Annotated in this window: 20 protein-coding genes and 1 pseudogene; 15 read left to right on the top strand and 6 right to left on the bottom strand. The window is 73.4% G+C overall.

Features of this window, described 5'->3' with window-relative positions:
* Positions 1–25: 25 nt before the first annotated feature.
* Genes ACA511_RS25140 through ACA511_RS25130 form a run of 3 tightly spaced genes read left to right on the top strand, consistent with a single transcriptional unit; the run spans position 26 to position 2,912 of the window.
* Positions 26–1,204, top strand: coding sequence for an amidohydrolase family protein (locus tag ACA511_RS25140; RefSeq protein WP_375027052.1), 1,179 nt, complete (start codon positions 26–28; stop codon positions 1,202–1,204).
* Positions 1,201–2,127 carry an LLM class flavin-dependent oxidoreductase gene (locus tag ACA511_RS25135; protein WP_375027051.1) on the top strand — a complete coding sequence of 309 codons (927 nt, stop codon included), beginning with the start codon at positions 1,201–1,203 and terminating at the stop codon, positions 2,125–2,127. The genes ACA511_RS25140 and ACA511_RS25135 overlap by 4 nt, the downstream gene beginning before the upstream one ends.
* The gene (locus tag ACA511_RS25130) at positions 2,124–2,912 is read left to right on the top strand and encodes a hotdog domain-containing protein (protein WP_375027050.1); all 789 of its coding nucleotides are present in this window, start codon (positions 2,124–2,126) and stop codon (positions 2,910–2,912) included. The genes ACA511_RS25135 and ACA511_RS25130 overlap by 4 nt, the downstream gene beginning before the upstream one ends.
* Positions 2,913–2,934: 22 nt before the next feature.
* On the opposite strand, the gene ACA511_RS25125 is transcribed toward ACA511_RS25130, so the two are convergent.
* The 4 genes from ACA511_RS25125 to ACA511_RS25110 form a co-directional block, all read right to left on the bottom strand.
* Positions 2,935–3,774 carry a TIGR03619 family F420-dependent LLM class oxidoreductase gene (locus ACA511_RS25125; protein WP_375027049.1) on the bottom strand — a complete coding sequence of 280 codons (840 nt, stop codon included), beginning with the start codon at positions 3,772–3,774 and terminating at the stop codon, positions 2,935–2,937.
* A gap of 56 nt (positions 3,775–3,830) precedes the next feature.
* Positions 3,831–4,622, bottom strand: coding sequence for an enoyl-CoA hydratase (locus ACA511_RS25120; protein ID WP_375027048.1), 792 nt, complete (start codon positions 4,620–4,622; stop codon positions 3,831–3,833).
* 73 nt (positions 4,623–4,695) lie between these two features.
* On the bottom strand, positions 4,696–6,591 hold the full coding sequence (locus ACA511_RS25115) for an APC family permease (protein ID WP_375027047.1): 1,896 nt from the start codon (positions 6,589–6,591) through the stop codon (positions 4,696–4,698).
* A complete protein-coding gene (locus ACA511_RS25110) occupies positions 6,584–7,795 on the bottom strand; it encodes an ammonium transporter (protein ID WP_375027046.1) in 1,212 nt (403 codons plus the stop codon). The genes ACA511_RS25115 and ACA511_RS25110 overlap by 8 nt, the downstream gene beginning before the upstream one ends.
* 230 nt (positions 7,796–8,025) lie before the next feature.
* Between ACA511_RS25110 and ACA511_RS25105 the strand changes: the two genes are divergently transcribed.
* The 11 genes and pseudogenes from ACA511_RS25105 (at position 8,026) to ACA511_RS25055 (ending at position 16,850) form a co-directional block, all read left to right on the top strand.
* Complete coding sequence (locus ACA511_RS25105) at positions 8,026–9,042, top strand: urea transporter (protein ID WP_375027045.1); 1,017 nt, start codon at positions 8,026–8,028, stop codon at positions 9,040–9,042.
* 52 nt (positions 9,043–9,094) lie between these two features.
* On the top strand, positions 9,095–9,406 hold the full coding sequence (locus ACA511_RS25100; protein ID WP_375027044.1) for an urease subunit gamma: 312 nt from the start codon (positions 9,095–9,097) through the stop codon (positions 9,404–9,406).
* Positions 9,403–10,224: a hypothetical protein gene (locus ACA511_RS25095; protein ID WP_375027043.1), complete on the top strand. Its 822-nt coding sequence runs from the start codon at positions 9,403–9,405 to the stop codon at positions 10,222–10,224. Before ACA511_RS25100 ends, ACA511_RS25095 begins: the two co-directional genes overlap by 4 nt.
* Positions 10,214–10,516, top strand: a pseudogene (gene ureB, locus ACA511_RS25090) (urease subunit beta); the annotation flags it as partial. The gene ACA511_RS25095 and the pseudogene ureB, both read left to right, overlap by 11 nt.
* A 155-nt stretch (positions 10,517–10,671) precedes the next feature.
* A complete protein-coding gene (ureC, locus tag ACA511_RS25085) occupies positions 10,672–12,399 on the top strand; it encodes an urease subunit alpha (protein ID WP_375027042.1) in 1,728 nt (575 codons plus the stop codon).
* Positions 12,396–13,106, top strand: coding sequence for an urease accessory protein UreF (locus tag ACA511_RS25080; RefSeq protein WP_375027041.1), 711 nt, complete (start codon positions 12,396–12,398; stop codon positions 13,104–13,106). The genes ureC and ACA511_RS25080 overlap by 4 nt, the downstream gene beginning before the upstream one ends.
* Positions 13,107–13,129: 23 nt before the next feature.
* Complete coding sequence (ureG, locus tag ACA511_RS25075; RefSeq protein WP_375027040.1) at positions 13,130–13,762, top strand: urease accessory protein UreG; 633 nt, start codon at positions 13,130–13,132, stop codon at positions 13,760–13,762.
* Complete coding sequence (locus ACA511_RS25070) at positions 13,747–14,691, top strand: urease accessory protein UreD (protein WP_375027039.1); 945 nt, start codon at positions 13,747–13,749, stop codon at positions 14,689–14,691. Before ureG ends, ACA511_RS25070 begins: the two co-directional genes overlap by 16 nt.
* Positions 14,688–15,182, top strand: coding sequence for a fluoride efflux transporter FluC (locus ACA511_RS25065; protein WP_375027038.1), 495 nt, complete (start codon positions 14,688–14,690; stop codon positions 15,180–15,182). Before ACA511_RS25070 ends, ACA511_RS25065 begins: the two co-directional genes overlap by 4 nt.
* Complete coding sequence (locus ACA511_RS25060; RefSeq protein ID WP_375027037.1) at positions 15,179–15,550, top strand: fluoride efflux transporter FluC; 372 nt, start codon at positions 15,179–15,181, stop codon at positions 15,548–15,550. The genes ACA511_RS25065 and ACA511_RS25060 overlap by 4 nt, the downstream gene beginning before the upstream one ends.
* Positions 15,551–15,605: 55 nt before the next feature.
* The gene (locus ACA511_RS25055; RefSeq protein ID WP_375027036.1) at positions 15,606–16,850 is read left to right on the top strand and encodes a hypothetical protein; all 1,245 of its coding nucleotides are present in this window, start codon (positions 15,606–15,608) and stop codon (positions 16,848–16,850) included.
* A gap of 22 nt (positions 16,851–16,872) precedes the next feature.
* On the opposite strand, the gene ACA511_RS25050 is transcribed toward ACA511_RS25055, so the two are convergent.
* Positions 16,873–18,069 (bottom strand): CaiB/BaiF CoA transferase family protein, encoded by a 1,197-nt coding sequence (locus ACA511_RS25050; RefSeq protein ID WP_375027492.1) that lies wholly within the window; start codon positions 18,067–18,069, stop codon positions 16,873–16,875.
* A gap of 444 nt (positions 18,070–18,513) precedes the next feature.
* On the opposite strand from ACA511_RS25050, the gene ACA511_RS25045 reads away from it, so the two are divergent.
* Complete coding sequence (locus tag ACA511_RS25045) at positions 18,514–19,233, top strand: hypothetical protein (RefSeq protein ID WP_375027035.1); 720 nt, start codon at positions 18,514–18,516, stop codon at positions 19,231–19,233.
* Positions 19,234–19,301: 68 nt separating this feature from the next.
* On the opposite strand, the gene ACA511_RS25040 is transcribed toward ACA511_RS25045, so the two are convergent.
* The gene (locus ACA511_RS25040; RefSeq protein WP_375027034.1) at positions 19,302–20,699 is read right to left on the bottom strand and encodes an FAD-dependent oxidoreductase; all 1,398 of its coding nucleotides are present in this window, start codon (positions 20,697–20,699) and stop codon (positions 19,302–19,304) included.
* Between the last annotated feature and the right edge of the window lie 6 nt (positions 20,700–20,705).

The raw sequence follows: 20,705 nt of genomic DNA, 5'->3' as shown, positions 1-20,705 counted from the left end.
CCGCGCGCTTTCCGAAAGGGTGACCATGCCGTCACGTGAGCTGCCGTTCCCGCTGTTCGACGCGGACAACCACCTGTACGAGACCGAGGACGCCTTCACCCGGTACCTCCCGAAGGAGTACCAGGGCGCCATCGAGTACGTGCAGGTCCGCGGCCGCACGAAGATCGCGATCCGGGGCCAGATCAGCGACTACATCCCGAACCCCACGTTCGAGAAGGTCGCCCGCCCCGGCGCGCAGGAGGACTACTTCAAGAACGGGAACCCGGAGGGCAAGTCGTACCGGGAGATCGTCGGCAGGCCGATCGAGTCGATCCCGGCGTTCCGCGAGCCGGGACCCCGGCTGGAGCTGATGGACGAGCAGGGCATCTCGCGGAGCCTGATGTTCCCGACGCTCGCCAGCCTCCTGGAGGACCGGATGCGGGACGACCCGGAGCTGACCCACGCCGCCGTCCACTCCCTGAACCGCTGGCTGGACGACGTCTGGTCGTTCAACTACCGGGACCGGATCTACACCGCCCCGGTGATCACCCTCCCGATCGTGGAGGAGGCCGTCAGGGAACTGGAGTGGTGCCTGGAGCGGGGCGCGCGGGTCGTGCTGGTCCGTCCCGCGCCCGCGTTCGGGGTCTCCGGCCCCCGCTCGGTCGCGCTGCCGGAGTTCGACCCGTTCTGGAAGCTCGTCCAGGACAGCGGCACGATGGTGGCGTTCCACTCCTCCGACAGCGGATACCAGCGCTACACCGCCGACTGGGAGGGCAAGCAGCGCGAGTACCTGCCGTTCACCCTCCAGCCCTTCCGCGAGATCGGGCAGTGGCGCGCGATCGAGGACACGGTGGCGTCGCTGATCTGCCACGGCTGCCTGTCCCGCTTCCCCGACCTGAAGATCGCCACCATCGAGACCGGGTCGTCCTGGGTGGGGCCGCTGCTGGAGAAGCTGCGGACCACCTTCAAGAAGATGCCGCAGGGCTTCCAGGAGGACCCGGTGGAGCAGATGCGCCGGCTGATCCACGTGAGCCCGTTCATCGAGGACGACATGGCGGGGCTGGCCGACCTGCTCGGCGTCGACCGCGTCCTGTTCGGCTCGGACTTCCCGCACCCCGAGGGCAAGGCCGACCCGATCACCTACGTCGACGACCTCGGCCACCTCGACGAGCCCGCCAAGGCCAAGATCATGGGAGGCAACCTCTCCCGCCTCCTGCCCGTGTGAGCGGGCCGGCGGCGCGGGCGCGGGCCGGCCTCTACCTGCCGCAGATCCGGATGGACTTCGCCGACATCGAGCGGCGGGTGCGGGCGGCGGAGGAGGCCGGCTTCCACTCCGCCTGGTTCATCGACCACCTCGCGCCGCCCGGCGGCCGCGGCCTCGACATGCTCGACGCCTGGACGGTCGCCACGGCGGCGGCCATGCGCACCGAGCGGCTGCGCATCGGCCACCTCGTGCTGTGCGCGGAGTTCCGCCACCCGGCGGTCCTGGCGAAGATGGCCGCGAGCCTCGACGTCGTCTCCGGCGGGCGGTTCGAACTCGGCCTCGGCTGGGGGTCGGTCGCCGGGGAGCTGGCCGACTACGGGTTCCACGATCCCGGCCCGGCGGCCCGGTCCGCCCGGCTCGCCGAGACGATCGACATCCTCCGCCTCCTGTGGACGGGGGAGCCGGTCGACTTCGACGGCGCGCACTGGACGCTCCGGAACGCGGTCTGCCGGCCGCGGCCCGTCGCCGGCCGGGTGCCGATCCACCTCGGCGGCGCCGGCCCCCGGCTCACCATGCCGCTGGTGGCGGGCCGGGCCGACTGGTGGAACTGTCCGTCCACCGCCGCGGACCGGCTCGCCGAGCTGCGCCCGGCGGCGGGCGCGGCGCGGATCTCGGTGCAGCACCCGATCGGCCTGGCCGCCTCCTCGGCGGCGCGCGAGGAGGTCGCCGAGACCGCCCGCCGCCGCTTCGGCGCCTGGGGCGGGCTGATCACCGGGACCCCCGACGAGGTCGCCGCCGCGCTGGCCCGCGAGCGCGCGGCGGGCGCCGAACTGTTCGTCTGCCAGTTCCACGACTTCGGTACGCCGGAGACGATCCGGCTGTTCGCCGCGGAGGTCCTCCCGGCGCTGGAACGTCCCATCGCAGTGAAGGAGCACGGAGAGTGACCATCGGCAGCGAGTCGCCGGCGCCGAAGCACCTGCTCGACGAGCTCGGCTTCGCCACCTGGAAGGACGGCGGGGACCTGCGCGGTTCGGCCTCGATCACCCCCGTGATGCACGTGCCGGGCGCGCCGCACCTGCGGACGTCCGTCCTCGCCGCGTGGGCCGACATCCTGACCGGCCTGCTGGCCACCCAGGTCACGACGCCGCGGGTGCCGGTGACCCTGGAACTCGACGTGCAGCTGTACCGCCCTGCCCCGGCGGACGGCACCGTCGAGGGGATCGCCCGGGTCGTCAAGGTGGGCCGTTCGGTGTTCGTCTCCTCGGTCGAGTTCACCTCGTCCGGCGCGGGGCCGCTGGCGATCGCGAACGCCTCGTTCATGATGGCGCCGGATCCCGGCCTCAGGCTGCCGCCCAGCTTCGACGTCGAACTGCCGCTGCGGGAGGACCGGCTGGCCGTGCCGCTCGCCGAGCGCGCGGGCTGCGAGCGCCGCGCCCCCGGCGTGGCGGTCCTGCCGAGGTCCGAGGACGGCCTGAACGTCTCCGGCACCGTCAACGGCGGGCTCATCGCGCTGGCCGCCGAGGAGGCGGTGCTGTCGCTGGAGCCGGGCGGCACGCTGTGCTCGCTCGGCCTGCGCTACGTCCAGCCCGCCCGCGTGGGCCCCGTCGTCGCCACCGCCCGCCAGCAGGACGGGCTCGGCCAGGTGGAACTGCGCGACGCGGGCAACGGCGACCGCCTCAGCTGCATCGCCACCGCCAGGACCTTCCGGGGCGCCCGGCTCGCCGGATAGCGGGCCGGGCGCCCCGGGGCCGTCAGCCGAGGAACTCGGCGGCGAAGCGGCGCAGGCCGTCCAGGGCCTCCCGGGAACGGGCCCAGGGAGCGACGATCAGGCGCGTGACCCCGGCGCGGGCATGGGCCTCGACCTCCGCGGGCCGGGAGATCCGCGCGCCGGGCAGCGTGACCTCGATCGGGGACGTCCGTCCGGCGCGCTCGGCCAGTTCGCCGAGCCGTGCGAGCGAGCGGGGGAGCTGCTCCAGGGTGTGGTTCATCGGCATCCAGCCCGTGCCGACGGTCGCGGCGCGGCGCAGCGCCGCGGCCCCGTCGCCGCCGATGTGCAGCGGCGGCCCCGGCCGCTGCGCGGGCTTCGGCTCGAACGCGACGGGGCCGAAGTCGAAGTGCTCCCCGTGGTGCTCCACCACGGGCTCGCTCCACAGGCGGCGGCAGACCGCGAGGGCCTCGTCCATCCGCGCGCCGCGGCGGTCGAAGTCGAGCCCCGCCGCCTCCCACTCCGCGCGCAGCCAGCCGGCTCCGACGCCGAACGCCAGCCGCCCGCCGGACAGGACGTCCGCCGTCGCCGCGGCCCGCGCCGCCACGAACGGGTGCCGCAGCCCGATGTTGTACACGCAGGTGCCGAGCCTGATCCGGGTCGTCCGCGCGGCCAGGTGGCACAGCACGCCGAACGCGTCGAAGACGGGGACGTCCGGGGCGATCGGCGGGTGGTCCGACCCCTCGTGCGGGCTCCCGGCCGCGCCGACCGGCAGGACCAGGTGCTCGGGGACCCACACCGACTCGAACCCGAGCCGGTCCGCCTCCTCGGCGACCGCGCCCCACAGCCCGGGGGCGACGGCGCCGAGCTGCACTCCGAACTGCATCCGGCCTCCAGGCCCGCCCGAATTTTCGATATTGACGTCAACACGTGAGAGGGCGCTCACTGGCCCTTGAGCTTGTCCTTCATCCCGTCGAGCCGCATGAGGACGGGGAAGCCGCCGTCGCTGAGCGCGTTGCCGTGCCCGGTCTGGTGGATGTCGAAGACCGACTGGATCGCGGCGTAGAAGCCCTGCACGTCCAGGGTCTGGTTGACGGCCCGCTTGGCCTGCCGCAGCGCGAAGGGGTGCATCTGGGCGATCTGCCCGGCCAGTTCCATCGCGGTGGCGTCCAGCTCGTCCAGGGGGACGACGCGGTTGACCATGCCGGCCTTCTCCGCTTCGTCGGCGGTGACGGCGCGCCCGGTGAACAGGATCTCCTTGGCCTTGCGCGGGCCGAGTTCCCAGGTGTGGCCGTGGTATTCGACGCCGCCGATGCCCATGTGCACCACCGGGTCGGAGAACTGGGCGTTCTCGGCCGCGACGATCAGGTCGCACGGCCAGCACAGCATGAGCCCGCCCGCGATGCACTTGCCCTGCACCGCCGCGATCGACGGCTTGGGGACGTTCCGCCACCGCAGCGAGTACTCCAGGTAGCGGCGCGCCTCGATGCCGTAGATGTACTCCAGGGTGAGCTTCTCCGGGCGGGGGCCGCCGCCCTTCAGGTCGTGCCCGGCCGAGAAGTGCCGGCCGTTGCCGCGCAGCACGATGACCCGGACCTCGTCGTCGGCGGCCGCCTTCGCCCAGGCCGCGTCGAGCTCGTCCAGCAGCTCCATGGTCTGGGCGTTGGCCGCCTCGGGGCGGTTCAGCGTGATGACCGCGACGCGGTCCTCGACCTCGTACAGGATCTGGTCCATCGGTGCCCACCACTCTTGACATCGGAATCGGAATCAATATTCGGGCACCGGTCGTGGCCGTGTCAAGGCGGCGTCATCCGGGAACGGGGTGCGGCAGCATGCAGACCAGGACGTCCGGGACGTGCTCGCGCACGGCCTCCGCGAGGAGCAGGCTCCGCTGGTCGTAGAGGAACCGGTAGCGGGGACGGCTCGACTCGATGACCGGGATGAGCACCAGGAGGGGCCCGCGGTCCCGCGCCGCGCGGCCGATGTACTCCACGACGGGACGGACCCTCGCGTCGTGCGGGCTGGGCAGGATGGTCAGCCGCACGCCGGGATCCCACCGGTCCCACCGCTCGCGGAGTGCGCGGGCGTGCTCCTCGTCGGCCGACACCGCGACCGCGGCGACGTCGCCGCCCAGGCTGAGCGCGGTGCTCAGGGCCTGCGAGGTCATCGCCCCGAGGTCGTCCACCGGCACGACGACCCGCCAGGCGGCGGGCGCCCGCCGCGGCCGCTCGGCCGGGACGCGGCCGAACCCGAGTTCCCGGCCGACGCGGTCGTAGTAGCCGCGGATGCGGGCGAACAGCGCCATCAGCAGCGGCACCGCGACGACGACCACCCACGCGCCCGCCGTGAACTTGGTGACCAGCAGGACCGCGGTGGCGGTCGCGGTGAGGACCGCGCCGGTCCCGTTCAGCAGCGCCTTGCCCGCCCAGCCGGCGGGCCGCAGCCGCGCCCAGTGCAGGACGAGCCCGGTCTGGCTGATCGTGAACCCGGTGAACACCCCGATGGCGAACATCGGCAGCAGCGCGTGCGTCCGGGCGTCCACCGCGGCCAGCAGCAGCGCGGCGGCGGCCGCGACGGCCAGCACGCCGTACCGGTGCACCGGGCGCTCGCCGCGCAGCGCGAACAGGTGCGGGAGCCTGCGGTCCTTGGCGAGCAGGCTGAGCAGGACGGGCAGCCCGCCGAAGCTGGTGTTGGCGGCCAGCGCCAGGGCGACCGCGACGACGACGCCGGCCACCTGGTAGAGCCACCCGGTCCCGAAGGCGCCCGCGGTGAGCTGCGCGAGGAGCGTCACGCCGTCGCGCGGGGCGAGGACGTCCCGCCGGATCAGCAGCGCCAGCCCGACCAGCATCACGCCGAGCAGCGCGCCCAGCATCAGCTCGGTGCGCTGCGCCCGCGCGACGCGCGGGCTGCGGAACATCGGCACGCCGTTGGCGATGGCCTCCACGCCGGTCAGCGCGGCGCATCCCGCCGAGAACGCCTTGAGGATCAGCAGCACGCCCAGCGCCTCGTGGGCGTGCGGAGTCACCCCGCCGCCGACGGACGCCGCCGGATGGCCCCGGATCAGCCCCGTCACGACGATGCCGAGGATCGTGCCGATGAACAGCAGCGTCGGCGCCGTCAGGAACCGGGCGCTGTCGGTGATCCCGTACAGGTTCACCGCGGTCAGCGCGAGCAGGACGGCCAGCGCCACCGGCAGCAGGTGCGGCCGCAGCGCGGGGAACGCCGAGGCGAGGCTCGCCGCGCCCGACGCCAGGCTGACCGCCACGGTGAGGACGTAGTCGACGATCAGGGCGGCGGCGGCCAGCAGGCCCGTGCGGGGCCCCAGGTCGGCCTTCGCCACCGCGTAGGAGCCGCCGCCGCCGGGGTGCACGGCGATCACCTGCCGGTACGACACCACCAGCACGACCAGCAGCGCGGTGATGGCCAGGGTGACCGGCAGGGTGCGGCGCACCTCGGTGACACCGGCGGTGACCAGCACCAGCGCGATGGCCTCGGGGCCGTAGGCGACCGAGCTGAGCGCGTCCAGCGACAGCGCGACCAGGCCCTGGAGGCTGGTCAGCCGGCTCTTGTCGCCCTCGCCGTGGCGGCGCTGGAGCCTGGGCCGCCGCGCGCCCGCGAGCGGCCCCCGCGCGTGCACCAGCGCCCGGCCGGCCGCCACACCGGGCGGGCCGGTGCGCGGATCGGCCGGGGCGGGGTCAGTCATCGGCGAAGGCGGCGTCCATCCCGGCGGCCTGCTCCTCCTCGGTCGTCCGCATCCGGAACAGCCGGTCGATGACCTTGCCGATGACGAAGGTGACGGTGAACGCGTAGACGCCGACCGCGAGGACCGCGACGACCTGCTTGCCCAGCACCGACGCCGAGCCGCCGTAGAACAGGCCCGGCGCGCCGCGCTCCCAGCCGGTGGCGAGGAAGCCGAGCGACACCACCCCGACGATCCCGCCGGCCCCGTGGATGCCGGTGACGTCGAGGGTGTCGTCGTAGCCGGCGACGAGCTTCAGCTCCACCGCGTACGTGCACACGACGGCCGCGACGACGCCGATGAGGAAGGCGCCCTCGACGCTGACGAAGGCGCAGGACGGGGTGATGGCGACCAGCCCGGCGAGCGCGCCGCTGGACGAGCCGAGCTTGGTCAGGCGCCGGAACCGGAGCCACTCCACCGTCCGCCACGCCAGCATCCCGGTGCAGCCCGCGATCATCGTGCTGATGAACGCGCGGGTCGCGAGCGCGCCGTCGGTCAGCGCCGAGCCGGCGTTGAAGCCGAACCAGCCGAACCACAGCAGGCCGAGGCCCAGCATCACGAACGGGATGTTGTCCGGGCGGGGGCCCTGCCCGCGCCGGAACGCGACGCCCGGCCCCAGCACGAGCGCCATGGCGAGCCCGGAGATGCCGGAGTTCAGCTCGACGACCAGGCCGCCGGCGAAGTCCATCACCCCCCATTTGCTCAGCCAGCCGGAACTGGCGAACACCCAGTGCGCGATGGGGACGTAGACCAGCGTCACCCACACGATGACGAAGAGCACCCACGGCCCGAACCTGGCGCGGCCCGCGATCGAGCCGCTGATGAGCGCGACGGTGATGATCGCGAACGTCAGCTGGAAGCAGACGTAGATCTGCTCCGGGATCCGGCCCTGCAGGGTGCTCGGGGTGATGTGTCCGAGGCGCCAGTCGCCCCAGCCGATGAGGCCGAGGCCGCCGGCGTCCTTGCCGAACGTCATTCCGTAGCCGTAGAGGAACCACAGGACCGTGACGAGGCTGATGCAGATGAAACTCATGTAGAGCATCGACAGCATGTTCTTCGAGCGGACCATGCCGCCGTAGAAATAGGCGAGCCCGGGAGTCATCAGGAGCACCATCGCGGTGCTCACCATGAGCCAGGCGGAATCCCCCGTATTGAGGCCCGTCGACATATGCGAACCAATCGTCGGTCTGTCTTCCGCCGAACGTGCGGCGGGAACGCTTCCGTTCTTATGCTTCGCATTTCGGGAGTGCGCCAAACTCGATATTCCAGCCCTTGACCAATGATTTGCGATAACTGATTTTTCGCGATGCGAGAACGCGGGAAGTGTGCCGGTTGTCCTTGGAGGAGAGCGCCGGTCGCAGGCCCGTTCCGCGGGTCCCAGACGATGGGAGAGTGCCGATGGCGTCACCGCCGCCGTCCCCGTCCGCGGGCACGCCGTCCGCGGGCACGCCGTCGGCGGATGCGCACGGCGGGGAACCCGCGCCCGCGGCGCAGCGGGCGCGGGAGGGCCTCCTGGCGATTCCCCGGGGCGTCGCCCAGGTCGACTTCCAGCCCAGCGTCTGGACCGGGCTGCTCTTCCTCATCGCGCTGTTCGTCGGCGGCTGGCAGTTCGGCGCCTTCGCGCTGCTGGGCGTCGTGACCGCCACCGTGACCGCCTACCTGCTCGGCGTCACCTGGGACCGCGTCTCGATCGGCCTGGAAGGCTTCAACGGGACGCTCATCGGCGTCGCGCTGGTGCTCTACCTAGGCGCGACCTGGTCGACGGTGGCGGTGGTCGTCGGCGGGGCGGTGGCCGGCAGCGTGCTCACCGCCGCGCTGAACGCCGTGCTCACCCCGTACAACCTGCCGACCTTCACCGCGCCCTTCTGCGTCGTCGCGCTGGTCATGGCGATCGGCGCGCCGTCGTACGGCCGGGTGTGGGCCGACCACGCCAGCACCGCCCCGCCGTCGGCCACCGACCCCGGCACCGCGATGACCTGGCACGACTTCTGGCAGGGCTTCTTCAACGGAGTCGGCCAGGTGTTCTTCCAGGACAAGTGGTACGTGGGGATGATCTTCCTGATCGGGCTGGCGGTGTCGAGCCGGGTGGTCGCGGCGGCGGCGGCCGCGTCCAGCCTCATCGGCCTGCTGACCGGCTGGTGGCTCGGCGCGCAGGCGGCCGACCTCGGCGCCGGCCTGTACGGCTACAACGCGGTGCTGACCGGGATCGCGCTGGGCGGGACGTTCGTCGTGCTGAGCCCGGCGGGCGCCGTGTACGCGGTGATCGGCGCGGCGACCGCCGCCGCGCTGACCGCCGGTCTCACCAACCTGTTCAACGTGGTCGGCGGCCACACCCTGACCTGGCCGTTCGTGCTGGTCACCTGGGTGTTCCTGGCCGCCGTCCCGATCTTCTCCAAGATCCGGCGGGTCAGCTGAGGGGCGCGCCGCCGACCGCGTCCCGGCGGCGTCCGGGCAGAAAGGGGCATTGATGAACCTGTCACCACGAGAGATCGACAAGCTGCAGATCTTCACCGTCGCGCAGATGGCGGAGAAGCGCCGGCAGCGCGGCCTGAAACTCAACCACGGCGAGACGGTGGCGCTGATCAGCTCCGCCATCGTCGAGGCCGCGCGGGACGGCAGGTCCGTCGCCGACTGCATGGAGCTCGGCAAGAAGGTCGTCGGGCCGGACGACGTGATGCCGGGCGTGCGCGGCATGCTGCCGCTGATCCAGGTCGAGGCGGCGTTCGACGACGGCACCAAGCTCGTCTCCTGCCACGACCCCGTCGGCGGCGGCAAGTGACGGGACCTCCCGGACGCGCCGTCCTGCCGGTCGGCGGGCACGAGAGCGCCGCGGGACTCCCGCCCGGCGGGGCCGCGGGCCCGCTGCCCGGAGCCGGCGGGATCAGCGGGCCCGGACGGGGCCTGCGGACCGCGCTGCGGGACCGGCCGCGCGCCGTCGCGGTGCCGATGACGCTCGGCCGCGACCCGGACCTCGCGCCGGCGGCCGCGCAGACCCTGGCGTGGGCCGCCCGCGACCGGACGCCGGGCGACCTGCTGCTCGCCGAGCCGCTCGGCACGCTGACGCACCTCGTGGGCTGGATCCGCGCGGCCGTCATGCGGGTCGCGCGGGCCGGGGACGCCGCGGGCGCCGTGCTGCTGGTGGCGCCGGCCGCCGGACCCGACGCCGACGCGGAGCTGTTCAAGGTCGCGCGGCTGGTCTGGCACTACCTGCCGGTCCGCCGGGTGGAGGTCGCCCTGGACGGCGGCGAGCCCGACGTGGTCGAGGGCGTGGAGCGCTGCCGCCGCCTGGGGGCCCGCGAGGTCGCGCTCGTCCCCGCCTCGCTGGTCCCGCCGCCGCCGTGCCCGGGGGCCGTGTCGGCCGGGCCGCTGCTCCGGCCGGCGGCCGTCGCGGCCCTCGTCCGCGAGCGCGCGGCGGAGGCGGAGCTGCGCTGGGAGCGCGCCGGCGACGACGGCCTCGGCATGGCCGCCGTCCACGGGCACGGCCACGGGCACGGGCACGGGCACCCCGTTGGTCATTCCGATGGGCCGCGGCATCACCACGCTTTTACCGAGAACACCGAGACGATCCTGGAGGGGGCGGCCGCTCATGGCGGATGACATCTACATATTCGGTGAAGGGGAGATCGAGCTGAACACCGGTCAGCGAAGGGAGACGCTGACCGTCCGGAACACCGGGGACCGGGCCGTTCAGATCGGCTCGCATTTCCATTTCTTCGAAGTGAACCGGGCGCTCAGTTTCGACCGCGAGAAGGCATTCGGAATGCGGCTCGACATCCCGGCGGGCACCGCCGTCCGGTTCGAGGCCGGCGACTCCAAGAAGATCCAGCTCGTCGAGTACGGCGGCGGCATGCGCATCGTCGGGTTCGGCGGGCTGCTCAACGGCAGCGTCCGGTCCCGCGCGGCGCGGGAGGCGGCGTTCAGCCGGATGCACGAGTGGGGCTACCTGGACAGCGCGGCGCCGGGCGGCGACGGGGCCGGCAACGGGCACAAGGCCGGGGCCGGGCGCTCGAAGGCGGGCGCCGGCCGATCCAAGAAGGGATGACGATGGCGACGACGATCTCGCGCCGGAAATACGCGAGCATGTACGGCCCCACCGTGGGCGACCGGATCCGCCTGGGCGACACCAACCTCGTCATCGAGGTGGAGAAGGACTACAACGATGGCCACTACGGGGACGAGACCCAGTACGGCGGCGGGAAGACGGCCAGGGACGGCATGTCCGCCGACCCGGCCTCGCTGAACGCGACGACCACCCTGGACACGGTGATCACCAACGCCGTGGTCATCGACCCGCTGCTGGGCATCGTCAAGGGCGACATCGGCATCAAGGACGGGCGGATCGCCGGCGTCGGGAAGTCCGGCAACCCGCACACCCAGAACGGGGTGGACCGGCGGCTCATCGTCGGCCCCGGCACCGAGGTGATCTCGGGGGAGAACCTCATCGCGACGGCCGGCGCGATCGACAGCCACGTCCACTTCCTCGCGCCGCAGCAGGCGCAGCACGCGCTCAGCAACGGCATCACGACCCTGCTCGGCGGCGGGACCGGGCCGGCCGACGGGAGCCGCGGGACGACCTGCACGCCCGGACCGTGGAACATCTCCCGCATCCTGCAGGCCTACGAGGGCATCCCGGTCAACATCGCCGTCTACGGCAAGGGCAACGGCAGCCTGCCCGGCCCGCTGGACGAGCAGCTGCGCGCCGGCGCCTGCGGGCTGAAGGTGCACGAGGACTGGGGCACGACGCCCATGGTCATCGACACCGCGCTGCGGGTCGCCGACGACCACGACGTGCAGATCTCCATCCACACCGACACCCTGAACGAGGCCGGGTTCGTGGAGGACACGATCAGCGCGATCGACGGCCGCGCGATCCACACCTACCACTCCGAGGGGGCGGGCGGCGGGCACGCGCCCGACATCCTGCAGATCACCTCGGAGCCCAACGTGCTGCCGGCCTCGACCAACCCGACGCTGCCCTACACGGTGAACTCGGTGGACGAGCTGCTCGACATGACGATGGTGTGCCACCACCTCAGCTACGACGTCCCCGAGGACATCGCGTTCGCCGAGAGCCGCGTCCGCGCCGAGACGATCGCCGCGGAGACGGTGCTGCACGACCTCGGCATCATCAGCATCATCGGCTCGGACTCCCAGGCCATGGGACGGGTCGGCGAATCGGTCACCCGCGCCTTCCAGATCGCCCACCACTGCAAGGACAAGCGCGGCCCGCTGCCCGAGGACTCCTCGCGCAACGACAACCACCGGGTGCTGCGCTTCCTGTCCAAGGTCACCATCAACCCGGCCCGCACCTGCGGCATGGCGAACGAGATCGGGACCCTGGAGGACGGCAAGCTCGCCGACATCGTGCTGTGGCCCGTCCGCTCCTTCGGGGCGAAGCCCGCCATGGTCGTCAAGGGCGGCCTGATCAGCTGGGCGCAGATGGGCGACCCGAACGCCTCGCTGCCCACCCCGCAGCCGGTCTACTTCCGGCCGACGTACGGGGCGATGGGCACCGCGCTGGGCGCGACGTGCATGACGTTCATGTCGGACGCGGCGATCTCCGAGGGCGTCCCGGAGAAGCTCGACCTGAAGCGCATCGTCCGGCCGGTCCGCCAGTGCCGCACCGTCGACAAGCGGCACATGATGTACAACTCGACGATCGCCGAGGTCAGGGTGGACCCGGAGACCTACCGGGTCACCGTGGACGGCGAGCCGGTGTCCATCGAGCCGGCGCGCGAGCTGCCGCTGAACCGGCTGTTCTACATCGCATGACGGGAACGCCGCCGGGAACCGGTGGGCTGGAGGCGCTGCTGGCGCAGCTCCAGCTCACCGATTCGGGCTTCCCCAGCGGGCTCTACACCCTGTCGCACGGGCTGGAGGGCCACGTCCAGCTCGGCGCGGTCGCGGCGGAGGACCTGCGCGGCCTGGTGTCCGACCTGGTGCGGGCGGCGGGCACCGCCGACGCGGCGGCGCTGGCGCTGGCGCACCGGGCGGTGACCGCCGGCGACTGGGACCTGCTGGTGGAGACCGACCGCAGGCTGCACGCGATCAAGCTGAACCGGGAGCAGCGGACGGCGTCGGTGCGCACCGGCCGGCAGGTCCTGGACACCGCCGCGCCCGCGTTCGGCTCCGCCCCGGCGGCCCGGCTGGCCGGCCTCGTCGCGGACGGCGCGACGCCGGGGACGCACCCGGTCGTCGTGGGCGCGGTGCACGCGGGCCTCGGGGTGCCCGTCCGCGACGCGGTGGCGAGCGACCTGTACGCCTTCGCGGCGAGCTGCGCCGCGGCGGCGGTGCGGCTCGGCCGGATCGACTTCCGCCGGGCGCAGGCGCTGCTGCGCGAGGTGCGGCCGGACCTCGTCCGGGCGGCGGGCGCGGCGCTGGCCGCCCGGGACCCGCGGGACCTGCACGCCTCGACGCCCGGCGCCGACGCGGTCGCCGCCGTGCACGAGCGGGCGGAGGCCCGGCTCTTCGTTACCTGAGTGACCCGACGATGGGAGACGTCATGGATCTGGAGCAGGTGTACAAGATCGGCATCGGCGGGCCGGTGGGGTCGGGGAAGACGGCGCTCATCGAGGCGCTCGTCCCCGTCCTGGTGGAGCGGGGGCACCGGCCCGGCGTGATCACCAACGACATCTACACGCAGGAGGACGCCGAGCACGTCCGCCGCACCCTCGCCGGCACGCTGGACGCCGAGCGGGTCGTGGGCGTCGAGACGGGGGCGTGCCCGCACACGGCCGTCCGGGACGACCCCACGATGAACCTCGCGGCGGCGGCGGAGATGCTCGACCGCTTCGCCGACATCGACGTGCTGCTGTTCGAGAGCGGCGGCGACAACCTGACGCTCACCTTCAGCCCGGCCCTCGCCGACGTGTTCGTGTTCGTCCTGGACACCGCCGAGGGCGAGAAGATGCCGCGCAAGCGCGGGCCGGGCACCACCGACTCCGACCTGCTGGTCATCAACAAGATCGACATCGCGCCGTACGTGCGCACCGACCTCGCGGTGATGGAGGGCGACGCGCGGAAGGTGCGCGGCCCGCGCCCGGTCGTGCTGACCGACTGCCTCACCGGGACCGGGGTCGCCGACGTCGCCGACTTCGTCCTCGCGCGGCGGGAGGCGATGTGCTCACCGGCGTGATGAGCGAGGCGGGCGGGTCCGCCGGCCTCGCCCGGACGGCGCCGGAGCGCTGCGCCCCGGCGTGGCTGCCCGCCGAGGTGGCGCGGCACGCCGCCACGCCGGACACGCTCCCGGTCGGGGCGCCGGGCAAGGTCGGCGTGCTGGAGCTCGGCTTCGCGGTGGCGGGCGGCCGGACGGAGCTGACCGGCTGCTTCCAGAAGGCGCCGCTGCACACGACCCGCCCCCTGTATTCGGACCCCGCCCGGCCGGACACGCCGCACGTGCTGTTCATGACGTCCGGGGCGGGCGTCCTGCAGGGCGACCGGTTCCGCATCGGGCTGGACTGCGGGCCGGGGACGTCCGTGCACTTCACCACGCAGACCGCCACGCGGATCTACCGGATGGAGCACGACTACGCCACGCAGGTCGTCGACCTCGCCGCCGGGCCGGGCAGCCGCGTCGAGTACCTGCCCGCGACCACGATCCCGTTCGGCGACTCGCGGTTCTACCAGCGCATGAGCGTCACCGCCGACCCGGAGGCGACCGTCGTCCTCGGCGAGAAGCTGATGGCCGGGCGGCTGGCCCGCGGCGAGTGGCACGCCTACACCGCCTACTGCGCCGACCTGGAGGTCCGCGACCCGGACGGCCGCCTGCTGTTCGCCGACCCGGTCCGGCTCGTCCCGGACGAGTACCCGGTGACCGGCCCCGCGGTGATGGGCGGGTTCGGGCTCACGGCGTCCCTGTACGTCGTCACGCGGGCGAGACCCGCGCGGGAGGTCGCGGACGCCCTGCACGAGGCGCTCGCCGGGACGGGCCTGCGCGCCGGCGCGAGCGTCCTGCCCGGCGACTGCGGGGCGTGGGCCCGGATGCTCGGCGACCGCTCCCCGGAGGTGGACGCGGCCTTCCAGCGCACGGTCGACGCCGTCCGCCGATTCCTTCCCGCGCCGTGAGGGAGCCGCTGCGGGGACGCCTGCACCACCGCGAGCGGGCCGAGGCCCGCGTGCTCCACCCGCACAAGGGGCCGCCGCCCCTCCCCGGCCTGAAACCGCGGGTCATCGCCGACATCGCGGTGGGGGGCGCGCTCGGCGCGCTCGCCCGTTACGGGCTGAGCCAGGCGATCCCGGCGGCGAAGCTGGGGTTCCCGTGGAACACCTTCACCGTCAACATCCTCGGCTGCCTCGCCATGGGGATCCTGACGAGCTACCTGCTGGGAGGCCGTCCGCACCCCTGGACCCGCCCGCTCGCGGTGACCGGCTACCTCGGCGGGTTCACCACGTTCTCGCACCTGATCGACGGCGTCTACACGCTCGGCGACGGCGGCAGGCCGGGCCTCGGCATCGGCTACGCGGCCGCCAGCGTCGTGCTCGGCTGGATCGCGATCGCCGCCGGCCTCGTGCTCGGGCGGAGGATCCCGCACCGTGAGACCGGGGGGGCGCCGTGACGACCCTGATCGTGTCGCTCCTGGTCCTCGCGGGCGGCGCCGTGGGAGCCGTGGTCCGCTACGTCGTGGACGGCTACGTCAAGGCCGCCGCGGGGAAGTCCATGCCGTGGGGCACGCTCTCCGTCAACCTCCTCGGCACGGGCGCCCTGGGCGCTCTGCACGGCGCCGGGACCGGGAGCTACGTCGAGGCGCTGATGGGCACCGGCCTGTGCGGCGCGCTGACCACGTTCAGCACGTTCGAACTCGACACCGTCCACCTGATCCAGGACGGCGCCTACACCAGGGCCGCCGTCAACGCGATCGGCAGCCTCCTGCTGGGCTTCGCGGCGTTCCTCGTCTTCCACGTCATCTTCCAGCGGCTGACCTGACAGGTCCGTGACCGCGTCCTTGCAGCGGTGTCCGGTGACGGCCTTAGATTGCCTCGTGCAGTCGCGCCGCTACGACGACCGGAACACGTCCGGGCCCCCGCTGGATTCCGCCGACGTGCTGCGCCGGACCCCGCTCGCATCGGGGCGGTCCCCGGCCCGGCGCGAGATGGGCAGCGTCTCCTTCGGGCGTCCCGTCGCGTACTGGGCGCCGCCCGGCGACCGGCCGGACGGCGCGGGCTCCGGCGGCGACGAGCTGGGCCTCTGGGCCGCCTTCGACCTGCGCCCGCCCACCGCGTCGACGCGTTTCGCGGCGGTGTTCCTGCAGATGCGCTTCGACGACTCCCGGGTCGTCGCGGTGAGCCTGGACGCCGCCGGGCACCCGGGGGCGCCGCCCTCCTGGGAAGAGCGCCTCCGGTACGGCGGACCCGTCTCCGGCTCGGGCATAGGCGAGTCCTCGTTCGGCTGGTTCTTCGGCGATTTCGCGGCACGCGCCCCGCTGCCGTGGCGCCACGCCGTCCACGCCGTCGTCCGGGTGCCGCGCGACGTGCCGGAGGTCACCGGGACGGTCAGGGCGGACGTGTCGATGGTCCGGCGCGGCCACCGCGCGCGGCTCCTGCACGCGCGCAGCGGCGAGGCGCCCGCCTTCGCGCTCGCGCTGCCGCCGGGGCGGCCCGCGCCGCCCGCCTCGTCCTGGGACGGCTCCGCCGCCGGGGACGCGCACGCCTCCTCCGGGGTGCGCCTCTGCCTCGCGGCGGACATCGAGAAGTTCAGCCGGTTCCACAACCCGGAGGCGGCGCGCGCCCAGCGCCGGTTCGTCGAGGTGCTGGAGGCGGCGCGGCGGCACGCCGGGGTCACGGAGGACGACGTCGAACGCCAGCAGGCGGGCGACGGCCAGCTGGCCATCCTGCCGGCCGCCATCGACGAGTCCCGGGTGATCCCGCTGCTGGTCGAGGGCCTGCGGTCGGCGCTCGCCGACGTCAACCGGGACCTGAACGCCCGCGCCCGCATCAGGATCAGGGTCGCGCTCCACCGCGGGCACGTCGTGCCGGGCGTGAACGGCTGGATCGGCGACTCGACCATCGCCGTCCACCGCCTGCTGGACTCAGCGCCGGCCCGCCGGGCGCTCGCCGGGAGCCCGGACGCCGACTTCGTCCTCATCGTCCCCGACACCCTCTACCGGGACATCATCGCCCACGGCTACGGCCACCTCGCGCCGGACGAGTTCGAGCCCGTCGAGGCGGTGCTGCCCGACAAGGACTTCGCCGAGCGCGCGTGGGTCCACGCCCCCCGGGCCCGCTGACGTCCCGGAGTCCGGGCCGTCGCTATGGCGCCTCTCCAAAGGCGCCTTGCTTCCGGAGTTCTTCCAGTGTGGTGTCGTCGTATCCGGCGATTTGGCGGGTGACCAGGTCGAAGTCTTCGTTGCGGAGGGGTGCCCGGCGGTATTCGGGTGGTTGGGTTCCGACGCGGACGGGTGAGGCGAGTTGCTCGACGGTGCCGAAGCGGGGGTGTTCGGTGGTGATGCGGAGTCCGCGTGCTCGGGTGTGGTCTTCGTGCATGGCCTGTTCGACGTTGTTGATGGGGCCGCAGGGGATGGACGCCGCGTACAACTCGGTGAGCCAGGCCTCGACGGTGCGTTGCGCGAAGATGTCCTCCAGCAGCGGCAGCAGGGTGTCTTTGTTGGCGGCGCGGTCGGCGAAGGTGCCGTATCCGGAGTCGGGGCGGGCCCACTCGGGGTGCCCGACGACGGTGGCGAGCCTGGTCCAGAACTTCTCCTTGGCGCAGCCGACGATGAACCAGCCGTCGGCGGCCTGGAACGCCTGGAACGGCACCAGGGAGGGGTGGGCGGAGTGGCGGGTGCGGGCGGGGGAGAACCCGGCGTTGAGGTGCCACACCGCGGGATAGGTCAGCAGCCCGATCGCGGTGTCGTAGAGGCTGACGTCGCAGTCCATCCCGGTGCCGTCGCGGCGCGCGGCGTGCAGCCCGGCCAGCAGCGAGATCGCCGCGACGAACCCGCCGGAGTAGTCGACCAGCGACAGCCCCGACTTGGTGGGCGGACCGCCGGGCTCCCCGGTCAGGTCCATCCAGCCCGCCAGCCCCTGCAGCACGTAGTCGTAGCCCGGCTCCGCGCTGCGCGGCCCGGTCATCCCGAACCCGGTCAGCGAGCAGCACACGATCGCCGGGTTCAGATGCTTCAGAGCGTCGTAGGTGATACCGATCTTGGCCGGCACATCACCCCGCAGATTGGAGTACACCACGTCCGACACCCTCACCAGGTCCTCGAACACCCGCCGCCCCGCGTCCGTCGACAGGTCCAGGGACAGACTGCGCTTGTTCCGGTTGAACGTCTCGAAGAACAACGAGTCCTCACCCTCCCCATAAGGCGGGACGTACCGGCCCACATCACCCCCCGACCGCGGCTCCTCGATCTTGATCACCTCCGCACCCAGATCCGCCAGATGCACACTCCCGAACGGACCGGCCCCGTACTGCTCCACAGCGATGATGCGGACATCCTCCAACGGCTTCAAACGATGCTCCCGGTCAACTCGGCGGTGAGTGCGAAGCGGTACGTCCCGGGCGGTGCGGATCTCGGCGCGGGGGGCCGCCCGGGTGAGTCCCCGCCGCCGCCCCGGCCGAGGACGCGGACGGTGGCGATGCCCGCCATCGGCCCCCCTCTCCCTGCGGTGCGCGCGAGGTTGCGCGAGATAAGGTCAGACTTTTTAGATTCTAAGGCAGGACGGCGCGCTGGCCAAGCATTTCGAAACGCCGTTTCGATCAGGGAAACACGCGAGTCCGGCGTGTCGTCGCTCGGAACCGAGTACGCGGCGAACAGTCGTCCTTTCGGGCGAGGACGAGCAGCGGGAGTGGGTTCGCTTGGCGGGGTCGCCGACCTGCGCCGTCCCGGCCAAAGTGCACCGGCCGCAGCTCTTGACCTATATACATCAGACAAATAGTTTTGCAACGTGATCGACGCGGCGCACGGCCTGGATCTCCACAGCATGGCGGTGCTGCTGCACCTGCTGCTGTTCGTCTACTGGCTCGGCGGCGACCTCGGCGTCTTCTACGCCAGCCGCTTCATCCTGCGCCCCGACCTGTCGCCCGAGGCGCGGGCGGTCGGCGCGAAGGTGATGAGCGTCGTGGACATGGCGCCGCGCGTCTGCCTGGTGCTGTTCCTGCCGAGCGGCGTCACGCTGATGGCCGCGAGCCCGTTCGGGCGCGGCCTGCTGCCCGGCTGGACGGTCGCCCTCGCCTGGGCGGGCGGGCTCGCCTGGCTGGCCCTGGTGCTGTACGACCACGCGCGCGGCGCCACCCCGCTCGGCCGGGTCGCGCGCCGGCTGGACCTCGCCGTGCGGGGCGGGCTGGCGGCGGCGCTGCTCGGCGTCGCGGCCTACACGATCGCCGTGCCCGAGCCGTTCGGCGTCACCACGAACCCGAGGTGGCTGGGCGCCAAGGCGGCGGCGTACGCGCTGTGCATCGTCGGCGGCGTCATGATCCGGTGGCGGCTGCGGCCGTTCGGCCCCGCCTTCGCACGGCTCATGGCCGCGGGCTCGTCGCCCGAGGTCGAACGGGACATCCGCGCCTCCGTGCGGGGCTGCCTGCCCTACGTGTACGCGGTGTGGGCGATGGTGCTGCTGGCCGCGTTCCTCGGCGTGGTCAAGCCCGGGACGACCGCCTACGGGTGACCGGCGCGCCCGCACGCCCGCGAGGCGGGCGGGGCCGGAGCCGGCGGGCGCGGACGCGACGACGGCGATCACCGGGTCCCCCCACCGGCGAGGCGAGTGCCGAGGAACCGGCCGAACGACAGCGCGGGGGTGACGAGCATGCCGCCGCAGAAGGCGTGCCCGCTGGTGGCGGCGGCGCCGAGCACCTCGCCCGCGGCGTACAGGCCGCCGATCACCGAGCCGTCGGGGCGCCGCACCCGCAGCTCGGAGTCGACGTCCACGCCGCTGAAGCCGATCAGCGTCGTGCCGTGGTTGCGGAGCGCGTAGAAGGGCGGTTCGGCGATGGGGGCGGGCAGGTGGGAGCGGTGGTGGTCGGGGTCGGCGCCCGCGGCGACGAACCCGTTGTAGCGCTCCACGGTCGCCGCCAGCCCCACCGGGTCGATCCCCGCCGCCTCCGCCAGCCCGGCGAGGCCGGGGGCGGTGTGCACGCCGGCGCGGCGGCCCGCGTGGCCGCGCAGTTCCTCGGGCGTCCAGCCGAGCACGACCGGATGCGACTGGACCAGCGCCCGGGAGTCGAACACCGTCCAGAAGGTCAGGTCGGGGACGCGCTCCATGAGGAGGCGCTCCTTGCGGTCGATGCTCGGCTCGTCCTCGGCGGTGAACCGGCGCCCGCGCCGGTCGACGTAGATCTCCCACGGCGGGCGCTCGGCCGCGACCAGGAGCGGGCGCGGCGTGAACGCGATCCGGCCGCCGGGCGCCTCGGCGGGCAGGCCGCCGAACGTCGGGATGTAGGCGCCCCGCCCGGCCACCGCCGCCCCGGCGGCGCGGGCCATCCGCAGGCCGTCGCCGGTCGAGGTCGGCCAGGCCGCGCTGAACAGCGGCACGCCCTCCAGCTCCTCGAACAGGCCGGGAGCGGCGGCGATGCCGCCGGTCGCCAGCACGACGGCGGGCGCCGCGATCTCGGTGCCGTCCTCCAGCCGGACGCCCGGGCCGTCGGGCAGGGCCGCGACGCGCGTCCCCAGGCGCAGTTCCACCGCCCCGTCCGCGACCGCCTCGTCCAGGAGGCGGCGCAGGACGGCCAGGACAGCGAGCCCGCCGTCCTGCGCGTAGACCGTGCGGGGCGTGCCGTAGGGCTCGTGGCCGTGGACGATGCGCGGCGACTCGGGCGCCCAGGCGATCCCCTCGTCCTCCAGCCAGTCGATCGTCCGCGGTGCGAGCCGGGCCGCCAGGTCGAGCAGGTCGCGCCGCACGGTGCCGCCGCTGATCCGCGCGACATCGTCCGCGTGCGCCGCCGGGGAGTCGGCGATGCCGCGGGCCGCCTGCCGGCGGGTGCCGCCGCCGGCGAGGTGCGCGGCCGACACGTGCAGGGTCCCGCCGACGCCGGCGGCCTTCTCCAGCAGCAGCACCCTGGCCCCGGCCGCCGCCGCGGCCACGGCGCACGGGATGCCCGCCGTCCCGGCGCCGACGACCACGATGTCGTACCGCATGCGCGC

It is taken from the genome of Actinomadura sp. GTD37, from assembly GCF_041951365.1.
Lineage (GTDB): Bacteria > Actinomycetota > Actinomycetes > Streptosporangiales > Streptosporangiaceae > Spirillospora.
This window is presented reverse-complemented; position numbering and strand designations above follow the sequence as displayed.